This window comes from Tardiphaga robiniae (assembly GCF_001618955.1).
In the GTDB taxonomy this organism is placed as follows: Bacteria; Pseudomonadota; Alphaproteobacteria; order Rhizobiales; family Xanthobacteraceae; genus Tardiphaga; species Tardiphaga robiniae_A.
On record NZ_LVYV01000012.1, the window covers coordinates 77,630 to 102,718 of the forward strand.

The 25,089-nt window shown below is 60.5% G+C and carries 26 protein-coding genes; 14 read left to right on the forward strand and 12 right to left on the reverse strand.

Annotated elements, in window-relative coordinates; all coding sequences use genetic code 11:
* Positions 1 to 55: 55 nt before the first annotated feature.
* The 3 genes from A4A58_RS13595 to A4A58_RS13605 all read right to left on the reverse strand — a co-directional run bounded on the left by A4A58_RS13595 (position 56) and on the right by A4A58_RS13605 (position 3,039).
* Positions 56 to 820: a slipin family protein gene (locus A4A58_RS13595; RefSeq protein WP_068732860.1), complete on the reverse strand. Its 765-nt coding sequence runs from the start codon at positions 818 to 820 to the stop codon at positions 56 to 58.
* On the reverse strand, positions 817 to 2,220 hold the full coding sequence (locus tag A4A58_RS13600; protein WP_068732862.1) for an NfeD family protein: 1,404 nt from the start codon (positions 2,218 to 2,220) through the stop codon (positions 817 to 819). Before A4A58_RS13600 ends, A4A58_RS13595 begins: the two co-directional genes overlap by 4 nt.
* 399 nt (positions 2,221 to 2,619) lie before the next feature.
* Positions 2,620 to 3,039, reverse strand: a complete 420-nt coding sequence (locus A4A58_RS13605; protein WP_068732864.1) for a CBS domain-containing protein — start codon at positions 3,037 to 3,039, stop codon at positions 2,620 to 2,622.
* A 326-nt stretch (positions 3,040 to 3,365) separates the two neighbouring features.
* On the opposite strand from A4A58_RS13605, the gene A4A58_RS13610 reads away from it, so the two are divergent.
* A complete protein-coding gene (locus tag A4A58_RS13610; RefSeq protein WP_068732867.1) occupies positions 3,366 to 4,166 on the forward strand; it encodes an AMP nucleosidase in 801 nt (266 codons plus the stop codon).
* Between the two features lie 113 nt (positions 4,167 to 4,279).
* Here the strand turns inward: A4A58_RS13610 and A4A58_RS13615 are convergent, their stop codons facing one another.
* Positions 4,280 to 4,750 carry an aminoacyl-tRNA deacylase gene (locus A4A58_RS13615; RefSeq protein ID WP_068732869.1) on the reverse strand — a complete coding sequence of 157 codons (471 nt, stop codon included), beginning with the start codon at positions 4,748 to 4,750 and terminating at the stop codon, positions 4,280 to 4,282.
* A 546-nt stretch (positions 4,751 to 5,296) separates the two neighbouring features.
* Here A4A58_RS13615 and A4A58_RS13620 point away from each other — a divergent pair.
* Positions 5,297 to 6,475, forward strand: coding sequence for a M20 aminoacylase family protein (locus tag A4A58_RS13620; RefSeq protein ID WP_068732871.1), 1,179 nt, complete (start codon positions 5,297 to 5,299; stop codon positions 6,473 to 6,475).
* A gap of 30 nt (positions 6,476 to 6,505) precedes the next feature.
* On the opposite strand, the gene A4A58_RS13625 is transcribed toward A4A58_RS13620, so the two are convergent.
* The gene (locus A4A58_RS13625; protein WP_068732873.1) at positions 6,506 to 7,183 is read right to left on the reverse strand and encodes a GntR family transcriptional regulator; all 678 of its coding nucleotides are present in this window, start codon (positions 7,181 to 7,183) and stop codon (positions 6,506 to 6,508) included.
* Between the two features lie 178 nt (positions 7,184 to 7,361).
* Between A4A58_RS13625 and A4A58_RS13630 the strand changes: the two genes are divergently transcribed.
* From A4A58_RS13630 to A4A58_RS13645, 4 genes are all read left to right on the forward strand, one after another.
* Positions 7,362 to 7,985 (forward strand): TRAP transporter small permease, encoded by a 624-nt coding sequence (locus A4A58_RS13630; RefSeq protein WP_068732875.1) that lies wholly within the window; start codon positions 7,362 to 7,364, stop codon positions 7,983 to 7,985.
* A gap of 1 nt (position 7,986) precedes the next feature.
* Positions 7,987 to 9,252, forward strand: a complete 1,266-nt coding sequence (locus A4A58_RS13635; RefSeq protein ID WP_068732877.1) for a TRAP transporter large permease — start codon at positions 7,987 to 7,989, stop codon at positions 9,250 to 9,252.
* 28 nt (positions 9,253 to 9,280) lie between these two features.
* Positions 9,281 to 10,264 (forward strand): TRAP transporter substrate-binding protein, encoded by a 984-nt coding sequence (locus A4A58_RS13640; protein WP_068732879.1) that lies wholly within the window; start codon positions 9,281 to 9,283, stop codon positions 10,262 to 10,264.
* A 70-nt stretch (positions 10,265 to 10,334) separates the two neighbouring features.
* Positions 10,335 to 11,261: a dihydrodipicolinate synthase family protein gene (locus tag A4A58_RS13645; RefSeq protein WP_068733701.1), complete on the forward strand. Its 927-nt coding sequence runs from the start codon at positions 10,335 to 10,337 to the stop codon at positions 11,259 to 11,261.
* 189 nt (positions 11,262 to 11,450) lie between these two features.
* On the opposite strand, the gene A4A58_RS31145 is transcribed toward A4A58_RS13645, so the two are convergent.
* Entirely contained in the window at positions 11,451 to 11,600 is a 150-nt protein-coding gene (locus A4A58_RS31145) for a hypothetical protein (RefSeq protein WP_170849725.1), read from the reverse strand.
* Positions 11,601 to 11,763: 163 nt separating this feature from the next.
* Between A4A58_RS31145 and A4A58_RS13655 the strand changes: the two genes are divergently transcribed.
* Positions 11,764 to 12,012, forward strand: a complete 249-nt coding sequence (locus A4A58_RS13655) for a hypothetical protein (RefSeq protein ID WP_068732883.1) — start codon at positions 11,764 to 11,766, stop codon at positions 12,010 to 12,012.
* 37 nt (positions 12,013 to 12,049) lie between these two features.
* Here the strand turns inward: A4A58_RS13655 and A4A58_RS13660 are convergent, their stop codons facing one another.
* Positions 12,050 to 12,304: a hypothetical protein gene (locus A4A58_RS13660; RefSeq protein WP_068732885.1), complete on the reverse strand. Its 255-nt coding sequence runs from the start codon at positions 12,302 to 12,304 to the stop codon at positions 12,050 to 12,052.
* Complete coding sequence (locus A4A58_RS13665) at positions 12,304 to 12,540, reverse strand: hypothetical protein (RefSeq protein WP_068732887.1); 237 nt, start codon at positions 12,538 to 12,540, stop codon at positions 12,304 to 12,306. The genes A4A58_RS13660 and A4A58_RS13665 overlap by 1 nt, the downstream gene beginning before the upstream one ends.
* A 219-nt stretch (positions 12,541 to 12,759) precedes the next feature.
* Between A4A58_RS13665 and A4A58_RS13670 the strand changes: the two genes are divergently transcribed.
* Positions 12,760 to 13,815: a HoxN/HupN/NixA family nickel/cobalt transporter gene (locus A4A58_RS13670; protein WP_068732888.1), complete on the forward strand. Its 1,056-nt coding sequence runs from the start codon at positions 12,760 to 12,762 to the stop codon at positions 13,813 to 13,815.
* Positions 13,816 to 13,825: 10 nt separating this feature from the next.
* On the opposite strand, the gene A4A58_RS13675 is transcribed toward A4A58_RS13670, so the two are convergent.
* Together A4A58_RS13675 and A4A58_RS13680 are read right to left on the reverse strand one after the other, a co-directional pair.
* On the reverse strand, positions 13,826 to 14,644 hold the full coding sequence (locus A4A58_RS13675) for a class II aldolase/adducin family protein (protein WP_244499763.1): 819 nt from the start codon (positions 14,642 to 14,644) through the stop codon (positions 13,826 to 13,828).
* A gap of 50 nt (positions 14,645 to 14,694) precedes the next feature.
* Positions 14,695 to 15,735, reverse strand: coding sequence for an MBL fold metallo-hydrolase (locus tag A4A58_RS13680; protein ID WP_068732891.1), 1,041 nt, complete (start codon positions 15,733 to 15,735; stop codon positions 14,695 to 14,697).
* A gap of 143 nt (positions 15,736 to 15,878) precedes the next feature.
* Between A4A58_RS13680 and A4A58_RS13685 the strand changes: the two genes are divergently transcribed.
* Both A4A58_RS13685 and A4A58_RS13690 read left to right on the forward strand, forming a co-directional pair.
* Positions 15,879 to 16,559, forward strand: a complete 681-nt coding sequence (locus A4A58_RS13685) for a DUF938 domain-containing protein (protein ID WP_068732892.1) — start codon at positions 15,879 to 15,881, stop codon at positions 16,557 to 16,559.
* 114 nt (positions 16,560 to 16,673) lie between these two features.
* A complete protein-coding gene (locus A4A58_RS13690) occupies positions 16,674 to 17,912 on the forward strand; it encodes an MFS transporter (RefSeq protein WP_068732893.1) in 1,239 nt (412 codons plus the stop codon).
* Positions 17,913 to 18,002: 90 nt separating this feature from the next.
* Here A4A58_RS13690 and A4A58_RS13695 read toward each other — a convergent pair whose 3' ends face one another.
* Complete coding sequence (locus A4A58_RS13695; RefSeq protein WP_068733702.1) at positions 18,003 to 19,226, reverse strand: LON peptidase substrate-binding domain-containing protein; 1,224 nt, start codon at positions 19,224 to 19,226, stop codon at positions 18,003 to 18,005.
* A gap of 221 nt (positions 19,227 to 19,447) precedes the next feature.
* Entirely contained in the window at positions 19,448 to 20,764 is a 1,317-nt protein-coding gene (locus A4A58_RS13700) for an ActS/PrrB/RegB family redox-sensitive histidine kinase (RefSeq protein ID WP_068732894.1), read from the reverse strand.
* 109 nt (positions 20,765 to 20,873) lie between these two features.
* Here A4A58_RS13700 and A4A58_RS13705 point away from each other — a divergent pair, with 109 nt between their 5' ends.
* The 4 genes from A4A58_RS13705 (at position 20,874) to A4A58_RS13720 (ending at position 25,070) form a co-directional block, all read left to right on the forward strand.
* Positions 20,874 to 21,668 (forward strand): ABC transporter ATP-binding protein, encoded by a 795-nt coding sequence (locus A4A58_RS13705; RefSeq protein ID WP_068733704.1) that lies wholly within the window; start codon positions 20,874 to 20,876, stop codon positions 21,666 to 21,668.
* Positions 21,665 to 22,480, forward strand: a complete 816-nt coding sequence (locus A4A58_RS13710; protein ID WP_068732895.1) for an ABC transporter permease — start codon at positions 21,665 to 21,667, stop codon at positions 22,478 to 22,480. Before A4A58_RS13705 ends, A4A58_RS13710 begins: the two co-directional genes overlap by 4 nt.
* 136 nt (positions 22,481 to 22,616) lie before the next feature.
* Positions 22,617 to 23,942: a polyhydroxyalkanoate depolymerase gene (locus A4A58_RS13715; RefSeq protein WP_068732897.1), complete on the forward strand. Its 1,326-nt coding sequence runs from the start codon at positions 22,617 to 22,619 to the stop codon at positions 23,940 to 23,942.
* 291 nt (positions 23,943 to 24,233) lie between these two features.
* Positions 24,234 to 25,070, forward strand: a complete 837-nt coding sequence (locus A4A58_RS13720; protein WP_068732899.1) for a M48 family metallopeptidase — start codon at positions 24,234 to 24,236, stop codon at positions 25,068 to 25,070.
* Positions 25,071 to 25,089: the final 19 nt, after the last annotated feature.

The following is a 25,089-nucleotide window of genomic DNA, read 5'->3' on the forward strand; positions in this document are numbered from 1 at the left end:
GTCATAGCAAACTTAAGCCGAAAGCTTCAGCAGGGGTTGAAGCATAAGAAGGTAGTCACGATGTTCCGCCCGGCCGCGGCGTCATATGGCTGAGCAGATCCATCGGCAGCGGAAAGACCACAGTCGATGATCGCTCGCCTGCAATGTCGTGCAACGCCGCAAAATAGCGAAGCTGCATCGCCTGCGGCTCCTGAGCGAGGATTCGGCCGGCCTCGACGAGCTTCTCGGCGGCTTGCTGCTCGCCTATCGCATTGATCACTTTCGCCCGCCGCAACCGCTCCGCCTCAGCCTGCTTGGCGATGGCACGCACCATGTTTTCATTGAGGTCGATATCCTTGATCTCGATGTTGGTGACCTTGATGCCCCACGCGTCGGTTTGCTGATCGAGGATCTCCTGAATGTCGGCATTGAGTTTGTCCCGCTCTGCGAGCATTTCATCCAGCTCATGCTTGCCGAGCACCGAGCGTAGCGTGGTCTGCGCTAACTGGCTGGTCGCGGCCATGAAGTTTCCGACCTTGATGATCGCACGTTCTGGATCGACGATGCGGAAATAGAGAACAGCATTCACCTTGACGGAAACGTTATCGCGGGAAATGACGTCCTGCGGCGGCACGTCTTGCACCATCACCCTGAGATCGGCCTTCACCATCTGCTGCACGAACGGAATCAGGATGATGAGGCCCGGACCTTTCACGCCGGTGAAGCGTCCGAGCGTGAAGACGATGCCGCGCTCGTATTCCCGCAGGATACGAATGGCGGAGGAGAGAAAGGCGATCACGATGATCGCGAGCAGCGAATAGGCTATGTAATCGAGCATCATCGCACACCTCCTTCGCCGGCGCTGAGTGCCGGCCGGCGACGCACCATCAGCGTCAGATCCGTGATGCTGGCTATCTCGACCGTCTCTCCGGGCTTGAATGTTTCCATGCCGCGGGCTCGCCAGCGCTCACCCTGCGTGAAGACGTGACCTTCGATGTCGTTCCAGTCGAGAACCTCGGCGGGCAGGCCGCGCATGGCCTGCGCGCCGACTCGTGCCGGAGCTTTGCGGGCACGCCGAAGCGAGCCGAGCACAATGAGAAGCAGTGCGATGAACATCGTCGTCACGATGCCGACGAGCGTCCATGACAGCCGGTATCCAGGCGCTTCGATCCTGAACAACATCAACGCGCCAAAGACCAGGGCAATGGCTCCGCCGAGGCCAAGAACCACGGTCGGGTTGAAAGCCTCGATAATCAGAAGTGCGATCCCCAACATCATCAGCCCAAGGCCGACATAGTTGATCGGCAGCAGATTGAAGGCATAGAGGCCCAGCAGCAGACAGATCGTACCGACCACGCCGGGCGCGACGGCGCCAGGAGACATGAATTCAAAAATCAGACCGTAGATGCCAACCAGCAGAAGAATGAAGGCGACGTTGGGGTTGGTGATCACAGACAGAAATTGCGCGATCCATCCGGAATCGATTGTCTCGATCGTCGCATCCTTTGTAGCCAGATGCCGCCTGTCGCCACCGGGAAGTTCCACGACGCGACCATCGATCTGCCTGAGCAGTTCGACCGGGTCGCGCGCAATGAGATCAATGACATTCGCTTGCAACGCAGCACTGGCGGAAAGACTGGCTGCCTCGCGGACGGCTTTCTCGGCCCAATCGGCGTTACGTCCGCGTAACTCGGCCAGGCTGCGGATAAAGGCGACGGCGTCGTTCGTCACCTTCGCCATCATCGCATCCTTCGGCTCCGTTTGCTGGGCGCTGTCTTTCTTGTCCTTGCCGTCTTTGTCAGGGGTGATGCCCGGCAGGCCTGGCACCGGACTGCCGATTTGCACGGGCGTTGCCGCGCCGAGATTGGTGCCTGGCGCCATTGCGGCGATATGCGTTGCATAGAGGAGATAAGTGCCGGCGCTTGCAGCGTGTGCACCGGGCGGAGCAACATAACCCACGACAGGAACGGGCGAGGCCAGCACGTCGGCGATGGTCTCGCGCATGCTGGTGACGAGACCGCCCGGCGTATTCAGGCGCAGAATGACAGCTTCGGCATGTCGTTCGCTTGCCTTGGCGAGAGCATCTTTCACGTAACTGGCGGTTGCCGGTCCGATCGCTCCGTCGATTGCGATCGTCAGCACGAGTTTTCCGCCCCCCTCCGCCGAGACAGACGTGGTGGGGGAGACAGCCAGAGCGACAACCGCAATTGTCACGGCAAGAGTAGCCCGTACGATCTGCACAGCCTGGACTCCCTTATCAAGATAATGTGGGGGGGGCCTGGCAGAATCTCAATACGACTGGGATTGGCGAGCCATCGCTCGTTGTCGAAACGAATGTGAGGGCTGCGCAAGACGAGAAGAATAGTCGATATTATCAGGCGGTCTCAATGACATAAGAAGTTCGCAGTTTCGATCTGAACGGCGGGCCAAATTGCAGCCATTCAGAAAAAAAAACTGCGAAAAAGGCGTGTGCATAATGTTGGGGCCGTATTCGCTGTCCACATGCCGCAGTTTCGATCTACGCCCTCGCTGCGCCTGCGGATAATGGCGTGACCGCGTCGGCACGACCTTCTTCATCGCGGCTCGACGAGCAAAGTTCTGTCATCGAGCTGCTCGACGATCGTGCCGACTGGCCGTATTTCAGTGATGGGCCGAAACGCTCTTGACGCACTCCGACAACAAATCACCTGACGCAGAATGGCTGACGTCGCCCAGACTGACGATACCGACCATCCGTTTACTCTTGTTGATCACCGGTAGCCTGCGGACCCGCAGTTTCTCCATGTGATGCATTGCCTTTGCGAGGTCATCGTCCTCCCGGCAACAATGGATACCTTCCGTCATCACATCCCGCGCCGTCGCGCGGCCGGCGTCGAAGCTGTTCCTCGCGAGCCCTTTGCAGACGATGTCGCGGTCGGTCACCATCCCGATCAGGCGGTCGTCCTCGCCAACCGGAACGCAGCCAATGTCATGGCCCCGCATCAATTTCGCGAGTTCGGTGACAGGGGTGTCGGGGCTGACCCAGTCGACACCTTTGTGCATCACCTCTTTGACTTTCATGACGAACCTCCGTTCCTAGAGTTTAGCTGAATTGATGCAATGCAGTACGTTTCGCCTCCCTCCATATCCTTAACTATACAATCAATTACGTGCGAGGTCGCAGAAGAAAACATCATTCCTGCGCGATCAGGCCGGACAAGCGCGTCCGCTGTTGCAAGCCACCTTCCTGAACAGCGCGCATTCGACGCAAGGCCCGGACCATTCACAGTTGCAAGTGGATTAATGGAACCCAAATAATCCAGGCGTGTCTCATTGGACAGGGAACGGTCCTATCCACTAGTTTGACAGGCGGCGGCGTTGCACACCTCCGGACGAGATCATCGGGAATGAAAGAGAAAAAGGATATCGTAGAAAACTGGTTGCCGCGTTACACCGGCACGCCGCTTGCTGAGTTCGGAGAGTATGTTCTCCTGACCAACTTCGACAACTACGTCGAATGGTTCGCAACGGCGTATGGCAGTTTGGTAAAGGGCGCAGATCGACCGATGCCCAACGCGACTGCCGATGATATCACTCTGATTAACTTCGGCATGGGAAGCCCGAATGCCGCAACCGTGATGGATCTGTTAAGCGCCATCGCGCCGAAAGCCGTATTGTTTCTCGGCAAATGCGGCGGGTTGAAACGCAAAAATCAAATTGGCGATTTGATTCTACCGATTGCGGCCATTCGGGGCGAAGGCACCTCAAATGATTACTTGCCCCCGGAGGTTCCTGCGCTGCCAGCGTTCCAGTTGCAACGCGCGGTGTCGACCACGATCCGCGATCTCGGTCACGACTATTGGACCGGCACCGTGTACACGACCAATCGTCGTGTCTGGGAACATGATGATCGCTTCAGGGATATATTGCGTCGTACGCGGAGCATGGCGATCGATATGGAGACCGCAACAATCTTTGCTGCGGGATTTGCCAATCACATTTCGACTGGCGCGCTGCTTCTCGTGTCCGATCAGCCAATGATTCCCGAGGGCGTGAAGACCGAGGCGTCGGATCAGGAGGTGACCGCGAACTATGTCGAAAGGCATATCAGGATCGGGGTCGAGGCCCTGAAGCTCGTGCGGCGCCGCGGCCGCAGCGTCAAGCATTTGCGTTTCGAAGACGATTTCGATGCAGGGCATGAGACGTAAGATGCAGGGCATGAGACATAAAGAGGCGTCGCACCGCTGCAGCAACAGTCAAGCAGCGGCGCGATCTTCCTATTTGGGACCGCGACGGTCGCCGCGGATTGTCCGACTAATCCTCAGTCATGCGCGCTAAAGCGCCCGTGTTGCGCGTCGGCCATCAGGCGCGCAAACTGCGCGTGACCCATATGAAGCAGCGTCTCGTGATCGCCAGCTTCCAGATAGACCTCCGGCTGCGCCTGGATGCTGTCGTCGACGATGATATCCAGCCCGTAGCATTTACCGACGGCAGGAACTGCACCGTGTGCGCAGTCGCGGAACAGCTGATGGATCTCGGTTTCATCGGCCATGTGGACATTGTCGCCGAGTGATGTCCTCAGGTCCGACAGGCGGAGGTGATGCGATGCGGGCAAGACGGCCAGTATATATTCGCCGTCACGCCGCAACACGATGCCCTTGGCGAGGCGATCGCCCGAGATATGACATGCCTCAGCCGTGCCAGAGGACGTCATGCGGAGTTCGTGCGGGATCACCTCGTATTGGATGTTTTCAGCGGCCAGGTATTTTTGCAGGGTGGGAGCAATGGTCATGGCGTGACCTCCGGGGCAAAATGCAAGCCATCCATCGTAAGGTCTTTGTCTGCAGACTCTCGCCGTGCGATGGGCGGCTGCGGGGTTATAGGCCCAGCATAGGCCTCCCATCCGACAGCTGCAATTCGTTATCGATGACCAACTCTCTCGCGAGATAATCAGAATGCCCGCGCCGTCGATGGTGATTGCGCGAGCGCCGCAATGGTTCTTCCCCCAAACGGGGGGCGCCGTCCATTCGAGTGCATGCGAGGATCGCGTGAGGTATTCAATCGAAATTATATATCTATTTCAAAAGCATAGGAGTTCGCAATTTTATTCTGAATGGCATGCCATTTTCCAGAACGCACAGCATTCACAGACAGGCTGATCGATCACGATGTCGATCATGTGGTGGCGCGCATCTCGCAGCCGCTAATCCCAATTGCTTGGTGTCACCACGGGTCAGCGCCGAAGTAAGTGGGGCGGGCAGCGTGTGCGGCCGGTTGGTTGCGAGGGCATGATCACCGGGCTAGCCTATGGGCAGGACAAGCCCAAAGGTGAGAGCATATGACCCCGCGCGAACGTCTCGACCAATTGCACCCGGAAATGACCGCATGGCGCAGGGATTTCCATGCGCATCCGGAGATTGGTTTCGAGGAGGAGCGCACCAGCGCGCTGGTGGCGGAAAGATTATCGGAGTGGGGTATCGAGGTGCATCGCGGCTTCGGCGGCACCGGTGTGGTGGGCGTGATCCGTGGCCGTCACCAGGCGGCCGGCAGCAACCGGGCTATCGGCTTGCGGGCCGATATGGACGCACTGCCGATGGATGAGGGCGACGGTGTCGAATATCGCTCGCAGAACCCCGGCCGCATGCATGCCTGCGGCCATGATGGCCACACCACCATGCTGCTCGGGGCGGCAAAGTATCTTGCCGAGACGCGCAATTTCGCCGGCACGGTGCATCTGATCTTTCAGCCGGCCGAGGAAGGGCTCGCCGGCGCCAAGGCGATGATGGACGACGGGTTGTTCGAGCGTTTCCCCTGCGATTCCATCTATGCGATCCACAACAGCCCGGACATGCCGCTCGGTACCGTTAAGGCGCTGACCGGCACGGCGCTGGCGGCTATCGATTATTTCAAGGTGACGCTGCGTGGCCGTTCGTCCCATGGCGCGCATCCGCATCAGGGTATCGATACGGTGGCCATGGTTGCGCAGGTGGTGAATGCGCTGAACGCGATTCCGTCGCGCCAGATCGATGCGTTGGAATCCGCCATCATCAGCATCGGCCAGATCCATGGTGGCACCTCGGATATCGTTTTGCCCGAGACAGTGGAATTGCGTGGCTCGGTGCGCACGCTGAAGCCCGAGGTGCGTGTGCGCGTCGAAGAATTGTTCATGCGCGCGGTGACGCTGACCGCACAGGCCTGCGGCGGCACGGCGGAGATCGAATATCGCCACGCCTATCCGGCCACGATCAACACGGCCGACGAAACGGTGCGCGCGGCAGAGGCCGCGGCGGCGGTGCCGGGCGTTACCGAGGTGCTGCGCGAAGGCAATCCAATTCTTGCCGGTGAAGATTTCGCGTTCATGCTCGAACGTAACCGTGGTGCCTATCTGATGTTCGGGCAGCGCGGCGCGGACAAAGGCGGCGTGCCCGTTCACAATCCCGGTTACGATTTCAACGACGATCTCCTGCCGATCGGCGCGAGCTATCTCGCCGGGCTGGTGGAGCAGGAGCTCGCATAGACCGCAATCATCGCGATTTGAGCGGCGTGTCTACGCCGCGCCGCTCTTCGGAATGGTGCGGCCGATGACGCGCAGAAGATCGGCGCGGACCGATTCTATGTGACGTTCGAGAAAGCGGCAGGCGTCGTCGATCTTCTGGCTGCGGCACAGCGCGATGAGTTCGGCGTGTTCTTTCTCGGCGATGCCCATCGCGGTGGTGGTCGAGAGTTGCATGCGCGTGTAGCGATCGCTGGTTTGCAGCAGCGCCATCACGATCGACTGCGTGCGCGGCTGCCGCGCCCGGACATACATCGCCATGTGGAAATCGGCGTTGAGCTGTCCCCATTCGCTGATATTGCCGGCGGCAATCGCCTTCTCGAAGCGGTGCTGGATGTCGTCGAGTGCAGCGAAGTCGTAGTCGACAAAATGTGGCGCGGACTGCGCCAGCATCCGTGGCTCGAGGATGACCCGGAGATCGAACACGTCGTTGATTTCGTCGAGCGAAAGTTCCGAAACGATGGCGCCCTTTTGCGGGACGATCTTCACCAGCCCTTCGGCTTCAAGCTGGAACAGGGCTTCCCGCACCGGGATCCGGCTCACGCCATAGGACTCGCCCAGCGCGTCCTGGCGCAACTGCGCGCCGGCCGGGTGGGTGCCGTCGAGGATTGCCTGCCGGAGTTGATCCGCGATCATGGCCGACAGGGTGCGGTGCTTTAGCGGCGCGCTCATTGATTTATCGAGCCTTTTCTCCGGATTTCGCCCGGATTGATCTCAGATGTCATCCCGTCTTCGCTGCCGCACAAAAACTCCTCAAGGCGCGAATTTGTGCAAATCAGCGTTTGACAGAGAAATTGTATAAATTATACGATCCAAAAATCATATCACAATCGTGACAGGGGGGCCGTTTATGAGTGACCAGACGATATCGACGGCCCCAGCCATCGGGGTCCGCCGGGTCATCATGGCGGCTTCGTCCGGGCTACTGGCCTTCGAACGGCTCGCCCTGATGGGCCTGATGTATCTGCTGACGGCGCTGATCCTGGTGAATGTCGTCACCCGCTATTCGCACTTCCCAATCTACTGGATCGACGAATCGGCGGTGTATTCGGTGGTCTGGCTGACCTTCATCGGCGCCTCCGCGATGACCCGTCTGCGGCTCGACTTTGCGGTCACCATGATGACCGAGCGTCTGTCGGCCAGAAGCCAGCAGATCTTCAAGATTACCGCCACGAGCACGGTGATCGTGTTCGGTGTCGGCCTGATCGTCACCTGCATGCTCTGGATGGATCCAATCGGCCTTGCGCAAGCAGGCTTCGACGCGAAGAAGTTCGCGGGCCAGACCTTCAATTTCCTCTACACCGAACGTACCCAGACGCTGAACTGGCCGACCTGGGTGCTGTATCTGACACTGCCGATCTTCGCGGTGTCGATCACCATCCATGGCATTGCCAATCTGCTCGAGGACCTGGGTCTCGTCACCAAGGTGCCGCCGAAAGGCTTCCAGCTCTCCGAACTCGACGGGGTGAACTGATATGATCACCTTCGCTGCATTCACGGTGATCATGCTGGTTGGCGTCCCGATCGGCCTCTGTCTCTGCCTCGCCGGCTTCGTCTACATCATGGCGTCCGGCAATCCGGTGCTGTTCCAGTCCTATCCGCTGCAGCTGTTCGGCGGTGTCGACAGCTACGGTCTGATCGCGATTCCGCTGTTCATTCTGATCGGTGAGATCATGAATGGTGGCGGCATCACCAAGCGCATCGTCGATATGGCGATGGCCTTTGTCGGCTCGCTCAAGGGTGGACTGGCCTACGTCAACATTCTCGCCAACATGTTCATCTCCTCCATTCTCGGCTCGGCGACCGCGCAGGTCGCCATCATGGCGCAGATCATGGTCCCGGAGATGGAGAAGAAGGGCTACGACAAGACCTTCGCTGCGGGCCTCACGGCCTATGGCGGCATGCTCGGGCCGATCATCCCGCCGTCGGTGATGTTCGTGGTCTACAGCGTGCTGGCGCAGGTGTCGGTCAGCGACATGCTGATCGCCGGCATCATTCCCGGTGTCATCCTCACCGTGATGTTCTGCGTTGTCATCGCGCTGATGGGCTACGTCTACAACTATCCGCGCGCCGACTATCAGACGCCGCGCCAACGCGTCGCAACGATCCTGCGCACGTCTCCGACATTGCTGATTCCCATCGTCATCGTCGGCTCCATCCTCGGCGGTCTGGCGAACGCAACGGAATCGGCTGCCGTCGGCGCTGTCGCCGCTGCTGTTGTCGGTAAATACTGGACCAAGGAATTCGAGTGGTCGCAACTGCCGCAAATGATGCTGCGCTCGGGCATCTATTCGGCGATCGTGCTGTTTCTCGTTGCCGCTGCCGCCGTGTTTTCCTGGGTTCTGATCTTCGGCAAAGTGCCGCAGGAGACCGCAGCCTGGATCCAGACCGTTGCCAAGGATCCGATCAGCTTCATGCTGATCTGCAATGTCATCCTGCTGGTCATCGGCACGGTGATCGACGGCGTGCCCGGCCTGATCATGACCGTGCCGATCCTGCTGCCGGTGGCGACCGAGATCTACCACATCGACCCGCGTCACTTCGGCGTAGTCGTCGTGATCAATCTCGTGCTCGGATTGCTGTCGCCGCCGGTCGGACTCTGTTTCTTCGTCGCCGCCGCCGTCACAGGCGCCAAGCCCGGCAAGATGTTCATGGTGACGCTGCCGTTCTTCTTCATCTCCTGCATCCTGTTGGTGCTGCTCTCGCTCTATCCGTATCTGTCTCTCGCCCTCATCAAGTAAGCCCCATACCCATCAAGGAGCCTCCGTCATGACCATCTCACGTCGTCGCTTCCTCGCCGCATCGGCAGCTGCTTCGGTGTTTGCGCCGTCGCTCGCATTGGCGCAGGCCAAGGAGCTGCGTCTCGGCCTGATCACGCCGAACGGCCATTCCTGGAACAAGGCTGCGCTGAAGCTCGCCGATCAGCTCAAGGAAGAGACCAAGGGCCGTCTCACCATGACGGTGTTTCACTCCGGCCAGCTCGGCAACGAAGCAGCGATGATGCAGCAGTTGCAGACCGGCGCGCTCGATATGGGCTTCATCCAGGCTGCCGAACTCGGTTCGCGCGTGCCGCATATCGCGGCGATCAACGCGCCCTATATCGTGCGCTCCACGCCAGCCGTGGCGAAATTCGTGCGTCATCCGGCGGCAGTCAAACTGTTCGACGTGCTTCCTGCGGAAACCGGCACCATTGGCCTCGGCTGGGGCATCACCGGCATGCGCGCGGTCTTCGCGGTCAAGGATCTCAACACGCTCGCTGACATCAAGGGCATGAAGCTGCGTATCAATCCGACGCCGGTCTATCGCGACTTCTACTCATCGCTCGGCGCCGCACCGACGCCGATTCCGACGCCGCAGGTGTTCGACGCTATGTCGAACGGCCAGGTCGATGGTCTTGAAGCCGATCTGGAATTCTCCTGGAACCAGCGCTTCGACAAGGTGTCGAAGTCGATCCTGCAGATGAATGCCGTCTTCATGCCGATGGCCGCGGTCGTGTCCGGCCGCGTCTGGCAGTCGCTGCCCGCCGCCGACAAGGAGCTGATCACCAAGGCGGTGAAGTCGACGCTCGATGCGCAGATCGACGAATTGGCTGCTGGCGAGCCGGCACTGATCGAGAATTTCAAGGGCACGTCGGTGCCGGTGCGTCAGGTGGCCGTCAAGGATACCGAAGCCGTCATCGCTGAATTCGACAAGATCTGGCTGCCCAAAGCGCCTGTGCTCGCCGAGCTGCGCAAGGTCGGCGCGACGATCTGATCCTCAATTCCACCCCATCGTCCTCATCAACCGGCGCGCTATGCGCGCCGGCATCACACGGAGTTTTGCCATGAGTCCCCGTATTTCCTGGGAAGGTGTCTTCCCGGCAGTCACTACCCAATTCCATGACGATCTGTCGCTCGACATCGACGCCACCGCGAAGGTCATGGACGGCCTGATCCGTGACGGTGTGTCCGGCCTGATCATCTGCGGCTCGGTCGGCGAGAACACCTCGCTGGAGCGCAAGGAAAAGATCGCGATCATGGAAGCGGCCAAGTCGGTCGCGAAGGGCCGCGTGCCCGTGCTCTGCGGTATCGCCGAATTCACCACGGCCTTTGCCGTGGATACCGCCAAGGAAGCCGCGCGCGTCGGCATCGATGGCATCATGGTGATGCCCGCTTTGGTTTATTCGTCCAAGCCCCACGAGACCGCCGCGCACTTCCGTTCGGTCGCCACGGCCACCGATCTGCCAGTCATGCTCTACAACAACCCGCCGATCTACAAGAACGATGTCACCCCCGACATTCTCGCCACGCTGGCCGATGTCGACACGGTTGTCTGCTTCAAGGATTCGTCGGGCGATACACGCCGCTTCATCGACACGCGCAACATGGTCGGTGACCGCTTCGTGCTGTTCGCCGGCCTCGACGACGTGATCGTCGAGAGCGTGGCGATGGGCGCGGTCGGCTGGGTGTCGGGCATGTCCAATGCGTTCCCGCGCGAGGGCGAGACGCTGTTCCGTCTGGCCAAGGCTGGCCGGCTCCAGGAGGCGATGGCGATCTATGAGTGGTTCATGCCGCTGCTGCATCTCGATGCGCGCCCGGATCTCGTCCAGTGCATCAAGCTGTGTGAAAACATCATGGGCCGCGGTACCGCACTGACCCGGCCACCACGTCTGGCGCTGCTGCCGCATGAAAAAGCGGAAGTGGAGGGGATCATGACCAAGGCGCTGCGTCACCGTCCGATGCTGCCGGATGTCGGCCTCAAGGCAGCCTGACGAGTCTTCGCTCTTCAAAACCCATCGGCGCGCCAGTCATGGCGCGCCGATGTCTTATGCGGTGACCTCTTCGCGTAGCTAGAGTCTAATCCGGCGAGGTTGAAGCGAATGGCCATGCTCGTTCACCTCTCCCCGGTGGGGAGAGGTGAACGAGCATGGCGACTCGAGTCCACGCATGCGGATAAGACTCTAAATATCTTCGTCGTCGCGATCGCGTTTCGGCGTGGCGATATCGCCGTCTTCCTCGTCATCGTCAGGCCGCGGCGGTGTGGGGACGGGCTTTTGCTTGTCGTCCTTGGCCGGTTTGTCGTCGCGGGCTCCGCCCACTCGTCCGCTCATCATTTTCCCCGCCTGATTGCTTGCGTTGACCTCATTCTGACCGTGATTGAAGCAGATATTGCTGCGATCCCGCAATTGCCCTGTGCTTTTCCGCATGACCGTGTAAACGGGGGGGCGAATCCTGCCCGATTTCAAATCTGGCGAATCCTGTTCTGGAGTGACGATGAAAAAACCGAAGTTAGAGCTCGACGAACCGCAGGCGCGCAAATTCATTCGCGCCGACAGGGCGCCGACCGAAGGTTATTCACTGGTGGTGGATGGCCATTTCAAATCGCATCACGATACGGTCGAAGCCGCGGAAGAAGCCGGCATGAAGCTGAAGAACCAGTTTCAGATGCTTCAGATCCAGGTCTACGATTCTGCGACCAAGACCCGTACCATGATCGAATGGCCTGCGCCGAGCGCGGCCTGAGATAGATCAGCCCCTGCGAAAGCAGGTCCTGTGACAGTCATGTCCTGCGGCCGCCGCTGCGCTGATCGGCGAGCCATGCTGCCAGGGCCTGTGCTTTTTCCGTCGATTTGCTTGACGATGTCTTGCCCGAAGAGGTCTTGCCCGATTTCGTTGCTGCCTTCTTCTTGGCCGGCGCGGGGGGCGATACCGCTTCGCGGGCAAGGCGCATGGCCTTCAGTCGGGCCATGTTGTCGAGTACCGCTTTGGCCGCGGCGTCGCGTTCGGATTTCGTCGCTTTGTCGTCAGTTGGCATCAGCTCGTTTTCTTTTTTCTGGTAGCTTTCGGTTTGGGTTCGGGCGGGTTGGCCAGTTCTTCGGCTTCCCTGGCAAGACGAAGCGCGCGCAGTTCCTCGGTCCGCTTGCGGATGGCGACATCGGCGGCCGCAATGTCGGCCATCGCCTTCACGCCTTCGGCTTCCTGCGCCGCCTTGCGGGCGAGCCGGATTTCCTTCAGTTCTGCGGGTGTCTTCTGTTCCTGTTCGGTGTCCATCAACGCCTCGGGTTAGGCCACGCGATCGGCGCGCAGCGAACTCTGTGTCATTCTTATCACGTAGATATAGGAAGCGGCACCCCTGCTGCCACCTAACTGACCGCTGCAGTTAATCGCTTTGTGCCGGAAATGCGGCGAATTCGATGCGAATGAGGCCAGGTTGCGTCCGTCAGGCCTTCCTGAGACAATCCGGTGGTAATCCGGACTGCAAGAATCTCCATGATCCGCACACTGTTCAACGATGGCGCCGACAACCTGCGCGGCCGCATCATCGCCATCTACGCCATTCTGATCCCGGCCAACGTGCTGGCCTGGATATGGGCCCTGATCGCCTTCCGCGACCAGCCGGTTCTGCTGGGCACCGCGCTGCTCGCCTACACCTTCGGCCTGCGCCACGCCGTTGACGCCGACCACATTGCGGCCATCGACAACGTCACGCGCAAGCTCATGCAGTCCGGCAAGCGGCCGCTGTCGGTGGGCCTGTTCTTCTCGCTCGGCCATTCCACCGTAGTGGTCGTGGCATCCGTCTTCGTGGCGCTGGCAGTGTCGGCGCTGCAGGACAAATTTGCGAACTTCAAGGAAATTGGCGGCCTGATCGGCACCAGCGTTTCGGCCTTCTTCCTGCTGATCGTGGCAGTGGCCAATATCTTCATTCTCGTATCGGTGTATCGGCTGTTCAAGGCAGTGAAGCGCGGTGAGCGGTTCATCGATGAAGATCTCAATGTTTTGCTTTCGCAGCGCGGCGTCATCGGCCGCATGCTGCGTTCGGTCTTCGCCGTGATCTCGAAGAGCTGGCACATGTATCCGCTTGGCATCCTGTTCGGCCTCGGCTTCGACACCGCGACCGAAATCGCGCTGCTGGGTATCTCCGCCTCGCAAAGCGCCGATGGCATGTCGATGTGGTCGATTCTCGTGTTTCCCGCGCTGTTCACGGCGGGAATGTCACTGGTCGATGCGACGGACTCGGTGCTGATGGTGCGCGCCTATGGCTGGGCTTTCGTGAAGCCGATCCGCAAGCTGTATTACAACATGATCATCACGCTGGTATCGGTGATCGTGGCGCTGGTGATCGGCGGTGTCGAGGCGCTCGGCCTGATCGGCCGCAAGCTCGACCTGTCAGGCAGCTTCTGGGACGGCATCGAGGCGCTGAACGAGAATTTCGGCGCGCTCGGCTATCTCATCATCGCGATCTTCATCCTGAGCTGGATGATCTCGGTGATCGTCTATCGCGTCAAAGGCTATGACGACATCGAGGTTCGGGTTCACGAGGCCTGAGGCGGCGCCGCTACTTGGGCGTCATCTTTTCCAGCGCTGCGCGCTTCCACAGATCCCAGGCCCGGCCATGTATCTGGTCGATCACAGCCAGCGTTTTCTGGCTTTCCTCGCCCAGCAAATAGCTCACTGATCCGCCAAGGGCGAGCGCCTGCGACTGCAACTGCGCATTGACGTTGCTGTAATGGGCGCGGAAAACCGCCATCGGAATGGTAGCGGCGACCACGACGCTGCCATGGCCCCGCATCAGCGCCACGCTGCGGTCGCCGAGCGTACTGGCCAGCGCCTTGCCCAACTGTGCGTTGCTGACGAGCATGTTGCTCATGCCCGCGCTGTCGCGGATCTCGAACACCGGCACGTCGGGAAACAGGAAGGCGCCGAGGTGGAACACCGGCCGCAACGGCGTGCTGCTGACGCTGAAGGGAATGATGCCCGGCGAATGCGTATGGACGACGGCTTTGACATCCGGCCTGGCCTTGTAGATTTCGCCGTGGATGAAGCGTTCGAGAAAGCTGGCGCGTCCCTTCGCGTCGACCGGATTGGAATCGAGGTCGTATTCCATGATGTCGTCGGCCGTGACGAGCGCCGGGGCCACGGAACGCCCCATCAGGTAGCGGTTGGGATCGGTCGGGTGGCGCATGCTGACATGGCCGAATCCGTCGATCACATTGAGATCGGTCAGGACGCGGTTCGCCACCACGAGGTCCTGCATCAACGCTGGGTCGACGGGGCCGGCAGATGTTGGCGCGGGGGTCTGTGCGGAAGCCGGTTGCAGGGAGAACGCAAACACCATTGCCAGCAGCATTGGCGCAGCCGATCGTGTCGACGCCATTATAGTCCTCCCCATTGTCGAGCGGCGGTTGATCCGCCTTGCTCGCTATATCATGCGGCCAACACCGGGCCGCCAGCTTTCTTCCAGGCGTCGATGCCGCCATCGAGATGGGCGGCATTGCCGATGCCGGCATCCTTCGCGGCAGTGACGGCCATGGCCGAGCGTTCGCCGAAGGCGCAGAAGAATACAATGCGGCGCTTGGTGGCATTGGCCACCTCGCGCAGCATGCCGCCGGGCTTCAGGCTGTCCGATATCGACGGGTAGGGCGCATGCAGCGCGCCCGCGAGCACGCCGTGCTTGGCGCGCTCGCCGCTCTCGCGCAGGTCAACCAGCAGGATGGCGGGATCGCCGAGATGGGCAATGGCCTCCCGCGGAGACAGCGCCAGGCCTTGCTTCTTCAGCGCGTCCGGCTTCAGCCCGACCTTCATATTGGCCGGGATCACCACATCCATCAGTTTCGGATTTGGCAGATTAAGTTTGCCCATCAGCTCGATGTAGTCCTCGACGGACTTCACCTGCAGGCGCGGATTGTAGCGCTTCTCTTCGCCGATGGTACTGACGGTGTCGCCCTTGTAGTCGTGCGCCGGGAACACCATCGTCTCGTCGGGCAGCTTGAGCAGCCGGTTGAACAGTGAATCATATTGCGCCCGCGCGCTGCCGTTCTGGAAATCGGTGCGGCCGGTGCCGCGGATCAGCAGCGTGTCGCCGGTGAAGACGCGGTCGCCCATCAGATAGCTGTAGGAGTCATCGGTGTGGCCGGGCGTATACATCACATCGAGCTCGACGCCCTCGATCGTCACCTTGTCGCCGTCGCTGACACGCATGGCGACGACGTCGGCCTTGCTCTGATCGCCCATGATGGTGACGCAATGGGTGCGGTCGCGCAGTTCGGCGAGGCCGGTGACGTGGTCCGCATGGAGATGCGTATCGACCGCCTTCACGAGCTTCAGGTCGAGCTCGCGCAGCAACTGACAGTAGCGATCGACCTTTTCCAGGACGGGATCGAGGATCAGCGCCTCGCCGCCGATGCGGCTGGCAAGCAGGTAGCTATATGTGCCGGACACACTGTCAAACAGCTGACGGAAGATCATGGGCGCACCAATTCTGCGGTCGATCCTTCTTCAGATCGGGTATTCGTCAGAATAATAACCCGATTACTGGTGTTTGGACGATCTCTTTATTCTCTTGTTCGTGAAGGCAACTTCGGGATACTGCCCGCAGCAGTGAGGGCCTGATGGCGGAATATGTGGTCGAGTTCGGTCGGGATGGCCGGCGCGTGGAAGATGATGGCCGGCTCGATGCTGCAGCTTTCCATCGCAACCACGAGGCGATCGGGCGGGTTCTTGCGACTTTCCTGCAGCAGGCTTGCGGCGATGTTGTGGAAGTCGGCAGCGGCACCGGCCAGCATGTCATTCACTTCGCTGGACAAACGCCCGACATCACCTGGTGGCCGAGCGACCTCAACGACGCTCATCTCAAAAGCATAGCCGCCTGGCGCACCCATGCGCAATTGACCAATGTCATGCCGCCGCTGCGGATCGATCTCTCGGATCCCGCATGGTGCCCGGAGATGAAGAACGGTAACGGCCCGGGTGCGCTGCTCGCGGTGTTCTGCGCCAATGTCGTTCACATCGCGCCTTGGCCCGTCGTCGAAGGCCTGATCGCGGGGGCGGCGAAATATCTGCGGCCGGATGGACGCCTCTTTATCTATGGCCCGTTCAAGCGCGGCGGCAAACATACGGCGATGAGTAACGCCGTGTTCGACACCAGCCTGCGCGACGGTAATCCTGAATGGGGCGTGCGCGATGTCGAAGAGCTTGAGCGCGTCGCGCAGGACGTCGGTCTCACGCTGGCCGAGGTCATCGAGATGCCCGCCAACAATCTGATTCTGGTATTTGCCCGCTTGCCCGAATGATCGGCGCATGGTGCGTGCGCACTGGCGTATGTTGATCTGCCGCGGGGCGGTCGTCATAGTCGTGGCGAATGAAGGCCCCGGGACGAACCGGGCCACATCCGGGCGGATTTCCCCATGATCGACGCGGCCACCCCAGAGATTCACGATGACGCACGCGCACGCTCCAACGTGCTGCGGCTGGCGGCGGCGCAGGCGCTTGGTGGCGCCAATTCGGCTGTCATCTTCGCCACCGGCGCCATTGTCGGCGCGACGCTGGCGCCGAGCGTATCGCTCGCGACGGTGCCGATCTCGGTCTATGTCGTCGGCCTCGCCTGCGGAACGTTGCCGGTCGGCATGATCTCCCGCGCCTATGGTCGCCGCGTCGCCTTCATCATCGGCAGTGGCGCCGGCGCAATCTGCGGGCTGCTCGGCGCCATAGCGATCCTGAAAGCATCATTCGCACTGTTCTGCTGCGCGACATTCTTCGGCGGCTTCTACGGCGCGGTCGCACAATCCTATCGCTTCGCCGCGGCCGATGGCGCCAGCCCATCCTATCGCCCGAAAGCCGTCTCCTGGGTGATGGCCGGTGGCGTGTTTGCCGGCGTGCTCGGTCCGCAGCTCGTGCAATGGACCATGGATATCTGGTCGCCCTATCTGTTTGCTGCGAGCTTCGCAGCGCAGGCGGTCGTTGCACTGATCGCGATGGCGCTGCTCTCCACGGTGGATGCGCCGAGGCCAGCGCCCGCGGACATGCATGGTGGCAGGCCGCTGCTGGAGATCGTGCGGCAACCGCGCTTCGTCGCGGCCGCGATCTGCGGCGTGGTGTCCTATTCGATGATGAATCTCGTGATGACCTCGGCGCCGCTGGCGATGAAGCTTTGCGGGCTGACGCTGAGCGATTCCAATTTCGGCCTGCAGTGGCACATCGTGGCGATGTACGGGCCGAGCTTCTTCACGGGATCGCTGATCGCGCGCTTCGGCGCATCGAAGGTCGTGGCCGCAGGTCTGGCGCTGGAGGCGATCGCTGCGGTGATCGGCATCGCCGGCATCAGCGCGATGCATTTCTGGGTCTGCCTCGTCGTGCTCGGCCTTGGCTGGAATTTCGGCTTCATCGGCGCTTCCGCGCTGGTTCTGGAGACCCATCGGCCGCAGGAGCGCAACAAGGTGCAGGCCTTCAACGACTTCCTGGTGTTTGGCCTGATGGCGGTAGGCTCGTTCTCGTCCGGCCAGTTGCTGGCGAATTACGGCTGGTCCACGGTCAATGCTGTGGTTTTCCCGCCGGTCGTTCTCGGTCTGGTGGCGCTGGTCATGGCCGGTTTCGTCAAGCGCCGTGCGATGCAGCAGGCTGCGGCATTTCCCGATCCGGCGATCTAACCAAGGTGCATCACACACTCGCCGGCCGGGCGATCACCATCGCCCAAGCCGGTATTTGTGAACGACACTCCATGAGACGTCCGGACGTCGTCAGACCGATCCTGTGTTTCCAGTGATCGAGGCAGCGACCAGTTTCTGGGTGATGCCTTGTCCGCTCAACAGGCGGACAGCCGGACTTCTTGTTTCGGGAAAGATCGCCAGCAGGGTGTTTGACCCTTTCACCTCAGACCAGCCAAGCTCCTGTGCGTGAACCGCAGCACGCTGAGACACACGCACAAATGCCGCCGTCGGCTGGCCATTCTTGCCGTTCTCGATCATCAGATTTTTCAGTTCCTTATCGAGGTAGCGGATCAGGTCGGCTTTCAATGTGCCGAAATCGGCATTGCAATCCCGCAACACCACCGCGGCATCGGCGTCATCGACCAGTGCAAGTAATAGGTGCTCCAATGTTGCATATTGATGGCCTCTCTGGTCGGCATATTCGATAGCGCGTCGCCGCGTCGCGTGAAGCGTGGACGAAAGCGGCAGCGTCGACAGGTCGAGGAAGGCATCGGCGCATTTCAGCCTCTTCACTGGATCGAGGGTCGCTAACAGCTTCTGCTTTTCGCTGATCGGCAGGACGATATGCGAGGCGATGACGTCGGCAACCCGTCCGGGGTCGAGGGTTCTCTCCAGTGGCGGCCAAATCGGTGGCACGCGCATGTCGTGAGCCGAAACGTAGCTCTCGAACCGTTTGACTGCTCGCTGGATCAGTTCGGGCTCATCAGGAATAGGACCCTCACTCACGCCTGTAACATCGGCTCTATACGAGCCGGTCTCGCCTACGAAACGCTGGATCACGACGCGTTGACGTCCCTGTGCCAGAACCCTGAGCGTGCCGTCATCGAGCCTTTGAATTTCAAGCAGCTGGGCGAGAACGCCAACGTCGTAGATGTCCTCGAAGCCAGGTTCGTCAACAGTTTCGTTCTTTTGTATAGCAAGCACGACCTCTCGCTGCCGCTCGAAGGCATCTTTCAGAGCGAGTATTGTTTTCTCCCGTCCGACAAAAAGCGGGTAGGTCGTTGTCGGGAACGGAACGAGATCTCTCAGCGGAATGGCTGGGTAGCTTGATGTTCCGGCTTGAAGCTTGACGGTCGCCGTTTCTGGCGAAGTTCGACCGACCTGCAGCATCGCCGACAATGTATTCCAGTCAGCGACACCCAATACTCTCGATATCAGTTCCAGGCTTTCGCTGTGACTGATCGTGACGGCTTTGGTGGTGAGGTTTTCGCGCAGGGTCTGCGCCATAGCCTTTGCATCGCGAAAATCGCGCATCTGTTTCGTCCTTTGCGTGAGCGAACCAGGGGGCATCAGGTGGTTGCGTTGCTGACCCGGTCGCTCGGACAAAGGGTGTCGGCAAAGGAAGTGATACGTTCACCGTCCCGTTCAGGGCGCAACCGGCAGGTCGTATCAACCAAGATAAAATTGGCTCAAACGCGTCTAGCTGTCAATGAGTTGCAACTGTCGGCTGCGTTCACGCGACAGTGAGACTTGTATCAGTCGACATCGGCCAACTGGTCCGCGGTCTCGAACGCGTCGCGCGGCCATGAGATCTGCACCACCGCGCCGTGATCCGGAAAGACACGATTGCTGAAGGTCACCCTGGCGCCGGTGCGCTCCAGCAGCGTGCGCGCGATGAACACGCCGAGGCCGAGGCCGCGATGTTCGCCCTCCTCGGCGGGGCGCCGGCGTGACAGATAGGGCTCGCCGATCCGTTTCAGCAGGTCCGGCGGAATGCCCGGGCCATCATCCGAGATCGAGATCACGATACTTTCCGCATTCCACCAGGCGTTCACTTCGACCTGCTCCCGCGCGAAGTCGACCGCATTCTCCAGAATGTTGCCGACGCCGTAGAGGATCGCCGGATTGCGCATGCCGGCCGGTTCGGGCGCGTTGGCGACGGCGATACGTATCTTGATGGCAATGCCAAAGTCGCGATGCGGCGCCACGGCTTCCTCGATCAGCTGCGAGAGCGGCATGCGGTCGAATGGCGCGCCGCTCGAATTCAGCTGCGTGATCTTGGACAGAATCTCGCGGCAGCGCTGCGCTTGTTCACGGACCGTCTTCAGGTCGTCGGCGAGTTCCGGGTTGTTGTGGATGTTCTTCTCGAGCTCGCGGGAGATCAGGAAGATGGTCGAGAGCGGCGTTCCCAGTTCATGCGCGGCAGCGGCGGCGAGGCCGTCGATCTGGGTCAAATGCTGTTCGCGCGTCAGCACCAGTTCGGTGGCGGCGAGCGCGTCCGAAAGCTTGCGGGCTTCCTCGGTGACCTGAAACGCATAGAGGCTGGTCACGCCGATGGCGGTCAGGATCGAGAACCAGACGCCGAGCAGATAGATTTGCGGCAGCACCAGCGGTTCTGCGGAGTCCCACGGTAGCGGCAGATGAAAGAAGGCCAGCACGGTGGCAGAGGCTGCCGCGAGAATGCCGAGCGCGATGGTGAACCGCGTCGGCAATGCCGTCGCCGAGATCAGCACTGGTGCCAGGAACAGGAACGAGAACGGATTTTGCAATCCGCCGGTGCAGTAGAGCAGGCCCGCGAGCTCGATGATATTGAGCGCGAGCAGGGCGGCTGCGAAGAGCGGTTCCAGCCGGTGAACCGGATTGAACAGCGTCTGCAGCACGAGATTGAGGGTCGCCGACAGGCCAATGATCGTCACGCAGGGAATGATGGCGACGTCGTATTCGAGTCCCTGCACCACGACGAAGATCGCCGCCAACTGGCCGAGCGCCGCAAGCCAGCGCAACCGCAGGATCGTGTCGAGGCGAACATGGCGGCGCGGCTGGCGAAAGTCGGAGGCGGAAATATCGGTCATATCAGGACATTAGACGCCCCGGGCGATGACCACAAACCCATGCGGGCTGCGGCCACTTGAAGCGCCCAAGCTTGCCTTCGCGGCCACAATGCCGCATGGAACGGCCGCGATGGCGATTGAAGACACCAAGTCAGGTCATGCGGCGACGGTTGATCGCAGTGCTTCGGCGGCGATCGACGTCGCGCATCTCGTCAAACTCTACAAGACCAACCGCGCCGTGGACGACATCTCGTTCAAGATCGCGCGCGGCAGCGTCACCGGTCTCCTGGGCGGGAACGGCGCTGGCAAGACCACCACCATTGCCATGATCATGGGGCTGACGCTGCCGACCTCGGGAAAGGTCTCGGTGCTCGGCTGCGCGATGCCGGCGCAATCAGCCGAAGTGCTCGGCCGGATGAATTTTGAAAGCCCTTACGTCGACATGCCGATGCGGCTCACGGTCCGGCAAAACCTCACCGTGTTCGGAAAGCTCTATGCCGTGCCGGACCTCAAGGGCCGCATCGCGCAACTGGCCGAAGACCTCGATCTCAAGGATTTTCTCGACCGCGCCAGCGGCAAGCTCTCGGCAGGCCAGAAAACGCGTGTCGCGCTGGCCAAGGCGTTGATCAATGCGCCGGAGCTGTTGCTGCTCGATGAGCCGACTGCCTCGCTCGATCCGGATACCGCGGACTGGATCAGGCAGCATCTTGAGACCTATCGCAGGAGCCAAAACGCGACGATCCTTCTGGCGTCGCACAACATGCTGGAAGTTGAGCGGCTGTGCGACCGCGTCATCATCATGAAGAAGGGCCGCATCGAGGACGATGACAGCCCCGAGCAGATTCTTCTGCGCTATAACCGCACGACGCTGGAAGACGTGTTCCTCGACGTCGCGCGCGGTCGCGACCGGGAGCAGGCGCCATGAGCCTCGTAGAGCGGTCACACGGTATCGCCATGCATCGCGTCAATGCGATGGTGCTGCGCTACTGGTATCTGTTGGTATCGTCGTGGCCGCGCATGCTGGAGCTGGTCTATTGGCCGGCGCTGCAGATCATCACCTGGGGCTTCCTGCAGAATTACATCTCGCAGAATGCCGGGTTCTTCGCCCAGGCCGGCGGCACGCTGATCGGCGCAGTGATCCTGTGGGACATCCTGTTTCGCGGCCAGCTTGGCTTCTCCATCTCCTTCCTCGAGGAAATGTGGGCGCGCAATCTCGGTAACCTGATGATGAGCCCGCTGAAGCCGATCGAGTTTCTGATCTCGCTGATGATCATGAGCCTGATCCGCCTCGCCATCGGCATCATCCCGATGGTGATTCTCGCAATGTTCTTTAAATTCAACCTGTTCGCGCTCGGCCTGCCGCTGATCGCGTTCTTCTGCAACCTGATCTTCACCAGCTGGTCGCTCGGTATCTTCGTGTCTGGTCTGGTGCTGCGCAACGGCCTCGGCGCCGAGAGCATTGTCTGGACGCTGATGTTCGGGCTGATGCCGCTGGCCTGCGTCTACTATCCAGTCTCGGTGCTGCCGGCGTGGTTGCAATATATCGCCTGGGCCTTGCCGCCGACCTATGTATTCGAGGGCATGCGGGCGCTCCTGTTCGATCACACCTTCCGCGCCGATCTGATGTTGACTGCGCTGGCCATCAACGTCGTGCTGTTTATTGTTTCATTCGCGATATTTCTTGGGCTTTTGAACAGCGCCAGGCGCGCCGGAACGCTGATCTCCGGCGGCGAATAAGACCATTTATCAAGGGATAACCGCCGTTTTTACCGCCAATGGCCTGAAAGCCATGCGTGCGGCGCATTGACGCTTTCTTACGCAGACACCAGTATATACTGCAGCGCAAAAGCAGACGCTCAACGAGTGAGGACAGATGCCGATAGGTGAATTTGGCAGGCCGCCAGCCCTGCCGTCCGAGACGAGCCCGGCTCTGACCACCCCGATGTACTGGATGTATGAGATGGCCTACGCGTCGCTCAATCCAGCGCGCGCGATGACAGACGCTACCAGGATGCTGTTTCAGAATCCGCTGAATCCGTTCTCGCAGACCGAGTTCGGCAAGTCGGTGACAGCGGGCTGCGAATTGTTCGAGCGCACCACGCGTCGCTACGGCAAGCCGGAATGGGGCCTGCACGATACCGACGTGAACGGCGTACGCACGCCGATCGAGATTCGCTCGGTGTGGGAAAAGCCGTTCTGCCGTTTGTTGTATTTCGATCGCAAGCATCCGCGTCCGCTGCGCGCACCGCAGCCGCGCGTGTTGATCGTGGCGCCGATGTCCGGTCACTACGCGACATTGCTGCGTGGTACCGTCGAGGCCTTCCTGCCGACCCATGAGGTCTACATCACCGACTGGTCGGATGCGCGTCAGGTCCCTCTGGCCGCGGGCCGCTTCGATCTCGAAGACTACATCGACTATGTGATCGAGATGTTCCACGTGCTTGGCGGCAACGTCCATGTGCTCGCTGTCTGTCAGCCCGCGGTGCCGGTGCTCGCCGCCGTCTCGGTGATGGAAGCCGACAACGATCCCTATGTGCCACTGTCGATGACGCTGATGGGCGGTCCGATCGATACACGCCGCAATCCGACCGCCGTGAACAATCTCGCGGCGGAAAAGGGAATCGACTGGTTCCGCAACAACGTCATTACCAAAGTGCCGTTTCCGCATCCAGGCGTGATGCGCGACGTTTATCCGGGCTTCCTGCAGCTCAGCGGCTTCATCAGCATGAATCGCGACCGCCACATGGAAGCGCACAAGAAGCTGTTCCAGAATCTCGTGAAGGGCGATGGCGACCTCGTCGACAAGCATCGCGAATTCTACGACGAATATCTGGCGGTGATGGACCTGACCGCAGAGTATTACCTGCAGACGGTCGATACCGTGTTCGTCAAACACGCGCTGCCGAAGGGCGAGATGATCCATCGCGGCAAGCCTGTTGATCCCTCGAAGGTCGTCAACGTCGCGCTGATGACCGTCGAAGGCGAGAACGACGACATCTCAGGCCTCGGTCAGACTGAAGCGACGCATATGTTGTGCAGTTCGATCCCCGACGATCGTCGTGTGCATTACGTTCAGAAGGGCGTTGGCCACTACGGCGTGTTCAATGGATCGCGATTCAAATCTGAAATCGTGCCGCGCGTGTCTGACTTCATGCTGAGCGCAGCAAGCGCACGTCATCGCGCCGCTGCTGCGGAGTGATTCAACACGCGCGCATGCGATGACGATGCATCGTCATCGCATGCGCGCTATCAACATCGATGAATCGAAAATAACGTCGTTGAGATGCGCGATTATCGCGCGTGAGTTGCGATGGCGCGCTTTCTAAGCCCTTGAAAACAGGCACGGAAACCGGATTTTTCGCCTATTTCTAGCAGCGGTGCGCGATTCACTCCTAGATTCCGAAATTCAGCGTTCTTTTGAATCGAGATTCCTGTTCCGGCCCCCATCCGGTAGGGGACAAATCGCCTTTTGACCCCGTATATTGGGCAAATGATTTGTTTTTGCGCCGAGCAATTCCCGTGGCGGCGGTTATGGCAGAATCCGGTCGATCTACTGACGACCGGGACTACTGACATGGCCTTCCGCGCACTTCTCTATCGCCGCCCCACCGAACCAGACACGCTTGCCGTCAAACACGGCTCCCAGATCTTCGCCATACGCCTGCGCAGGCACCGCCGTGCCACGCGTTACACGCTGCGCATTCATCCGAGCGAGCGCGAAGCCATTCTGACGATGCCGCCGCGTGGGTCATTGGCCGATGCAAAGGACTTCGCACAGCGTCATGGCGCCTGGATCGCCGCGCGTCTAGGTCGTTTGCCGAAGGCAGCACCATTCGAACACGGCACAACGGTTCCGTTGCGGGGAACTCCGCACAGGATCGTGCACCGTGCGGGGCGGGGGACAGTGTGGACCGAGACCCGCGACAGCGGCGAGAAGATCATCTGCGTCGCCGGCGATGTCGAGCATATCGACCGACGTATCCACGATTTCCTCAAGCGCGAAGCCAGGGCCGATCTCGTCAAGGCATCGAACCGCTACGCGGCGCAGCTGAACGTCAAGGTGAAGCGGATCTCGATCCGCGATCAGTCGAGCCGCTGGGGATCGTGCACCACCGAGGGGTCGCTGTCGTTCTCGTGGCGTCTGATCCTCGCGCCGCCCTTCGTGCTGGATTATCTCGCGGCCCATGAAGTCGGGCATCTCGTCGAGATGAACCACTCGGTGAAGTTCTGGCGCGTGGTCGGGCGCATCTGCCCGGCGACCGAACGTGCCAAGGCCTGGCTCGATACCCATGGCAACGACCTGCATCGCTTCGGCGTGCAGGACTGAGCTTCTGTCCCGGCCGCGA

Bases quoted from the DNA above. Each gene is read 5' to 3' on its own strand.
- A4A58_RS13595 (WP_068732860.1), bottom strand. From the start codon at position 820: ATGATGCTCGATTACATAGCCTATTCGCTGCTCGCGATCATCGTGATC.
- A4A58_RS13605 (WP_068732864.1), bottom strand. From the start codon at position 3,039: ATGAAAGTCAAAGAGGTGATGCACAAAGGTGTCGACTGGGTCAGCCCC.
- A4A58_RS13610 (WP_068732867.1), top strand. From the start codon at position 3,366: ATGAAAGAGAAAAAGGATATCGTAGAAAACTGGTTGCCGCGTTACACC.
- A4A58_RS13615 (WP_068732869.1), bottom strand. From the start codon at position 4,750: ATGACCATTGCTCCCACCCTGCAAAAATACCTGGCCGCTGAAAACATC.
- A4A58_RS13620 (WP_068732871.1), top strand. From the start codon at position 5,297: ATGACCCCGCGCGAACGTCTCGACCAATTGCACCCGGAAATGACCGCA.
- A4A58_RS13625 (WP_068732873.1), bottom strand. From the start codon at position 7,183: ATGAGCGCGCCGCTAAAGCACCGCACCCTGTCGGCCATGATCGCGGAT.
- A4A58_RS13630 (WP_068732875.1), top strand. From the start codon at position 7,362: ATGAGTGACCAGACGATATCGACGGCCCCAGCCATCGGGGTCCGCCGG.
- A4A58_RS13635 (WP_068732877.1), top strand. From the start codon at position 7,987: ATGATCACCTTCGCTGCATTCACGGTGATCATGCTGGTTGGCGTCCCG.
- A4A58_RS13640 (WP_068732879.1), top strand. From the start codon at position 9,281: ATGACCATCTCACGTCGTCGCTTCCTCGCCGCATCGGCAGCTGCTTCG.
- A4A58_RS13645 (WP_068733701.1), top strand. From the start codon at position 10,335: ATGAGTCCCCGTATTTCCTGGGAAGGTGTCTTCCCGGCAGTCACTACC.
- A4A58_RS31145 (WP_170849725.1), bottom strand. From the start codon at position 11,600: ATGAGCGGACGAGTGGGCGGAGCCCGCGACGACAAACCGGCCAAGGAC.
- A4A58_RS13655 (WP_068732883.1), top strand. From the start codon at position 11,764: ATGAAAAAACCGAAGTTAGAGCTCGACGAACCGCAGGCGCGCAAATTC.
- A4A58_RS13660 (WP_068732885.1), bottom strand. From the start codon at position 12,304: ATGCCAACTGACGACAAAGCGACGAAATCCGAACGCGACGCCGCGGCC.
- A4A58_RS13665 (WP_068732887.1), bottom strand. From the start codon at position 12,540: ATGGACACCGAACAGGAACAGAAGACACCCGCAGAACTGAAGGAAATC.
- A4A58_RS13670 (WP_068732888.1), top strand. From the start codon at position 12,760: ATGATCCGCACACTGTTCAACGATGGCGCCGACAACCTGCGCGGCCGC.
- A4A58_RS13675 (WP_244499763.1), bottom strand. From the start codon at position 14,644: ATGGCGTCGACACGATCGGCTGCGCCAATGCTGCTGGCAATGGTGTTT.
- A4A58_RS13680 (WP_068732891.1), bottom strand. From the start codon at position 15,735: ATGATCTTCCGTCAGCTGTTTGACAGTGTGTCCGGCACATATAGCTAC.
- A4A58_RS13685 (WP_068732892.1), top strand. From the start codon at position 15,879: ATGGCGGAATATGTGGTCGAGTTCGGTCGGGATGGCCGGCGCGTGGAA.
- A4A58_RS13690 (WP_068732893.1), top strand. From the start codon at position 16,674: ATGATCGACGCGGCCACCCCAGAGATTCACGATGACGCACGCGCACGC.
- A4A58_RS13695 (WP_068733702.1), bottom strand. From the start codon at position 19,226: ATGCGCGATTTTCGCGATGCAAAGGCTATGGCGCAGACCCTGCGCGAA.
- A4A58_RS13700 (WP_068732894.1), bottom strand. From the start codon at position 20,764: ATGACCGATATTTCCGCCTCCGACTTTCGCCAGCCGCGCCGCCATGTT.
- A4A58_RS13705 (WP_068733704.1), top strand. From the start codon at position 20,874: ATGGCGATTGAAGACACCAAGTCAGGTCATGCGGCGACGGTTGATCGC.
- A4A58_RS13710 (WP_068732895.1), top strand. From the start codon at position 21,665: ATGAGCCTCGTAGAGCGGTCACACGGTATCGCCATGCATCGCGTCAAT.
- A4A58_RS13715 (WP_068732897.1), top strand. From the start codon at position 22,617: ATGCCGATAGGTGAATTTGGCAGGCCGCCAGCCCTGCCGTCCGAGACG.
- A4A58_RS13720 (WP_068732899.1), top strand. From the start codon at position 24,234: ATGATTTGTTTTTGCGCCGAGCAATTCCCGTGGCGGCGGTTATGGCAG.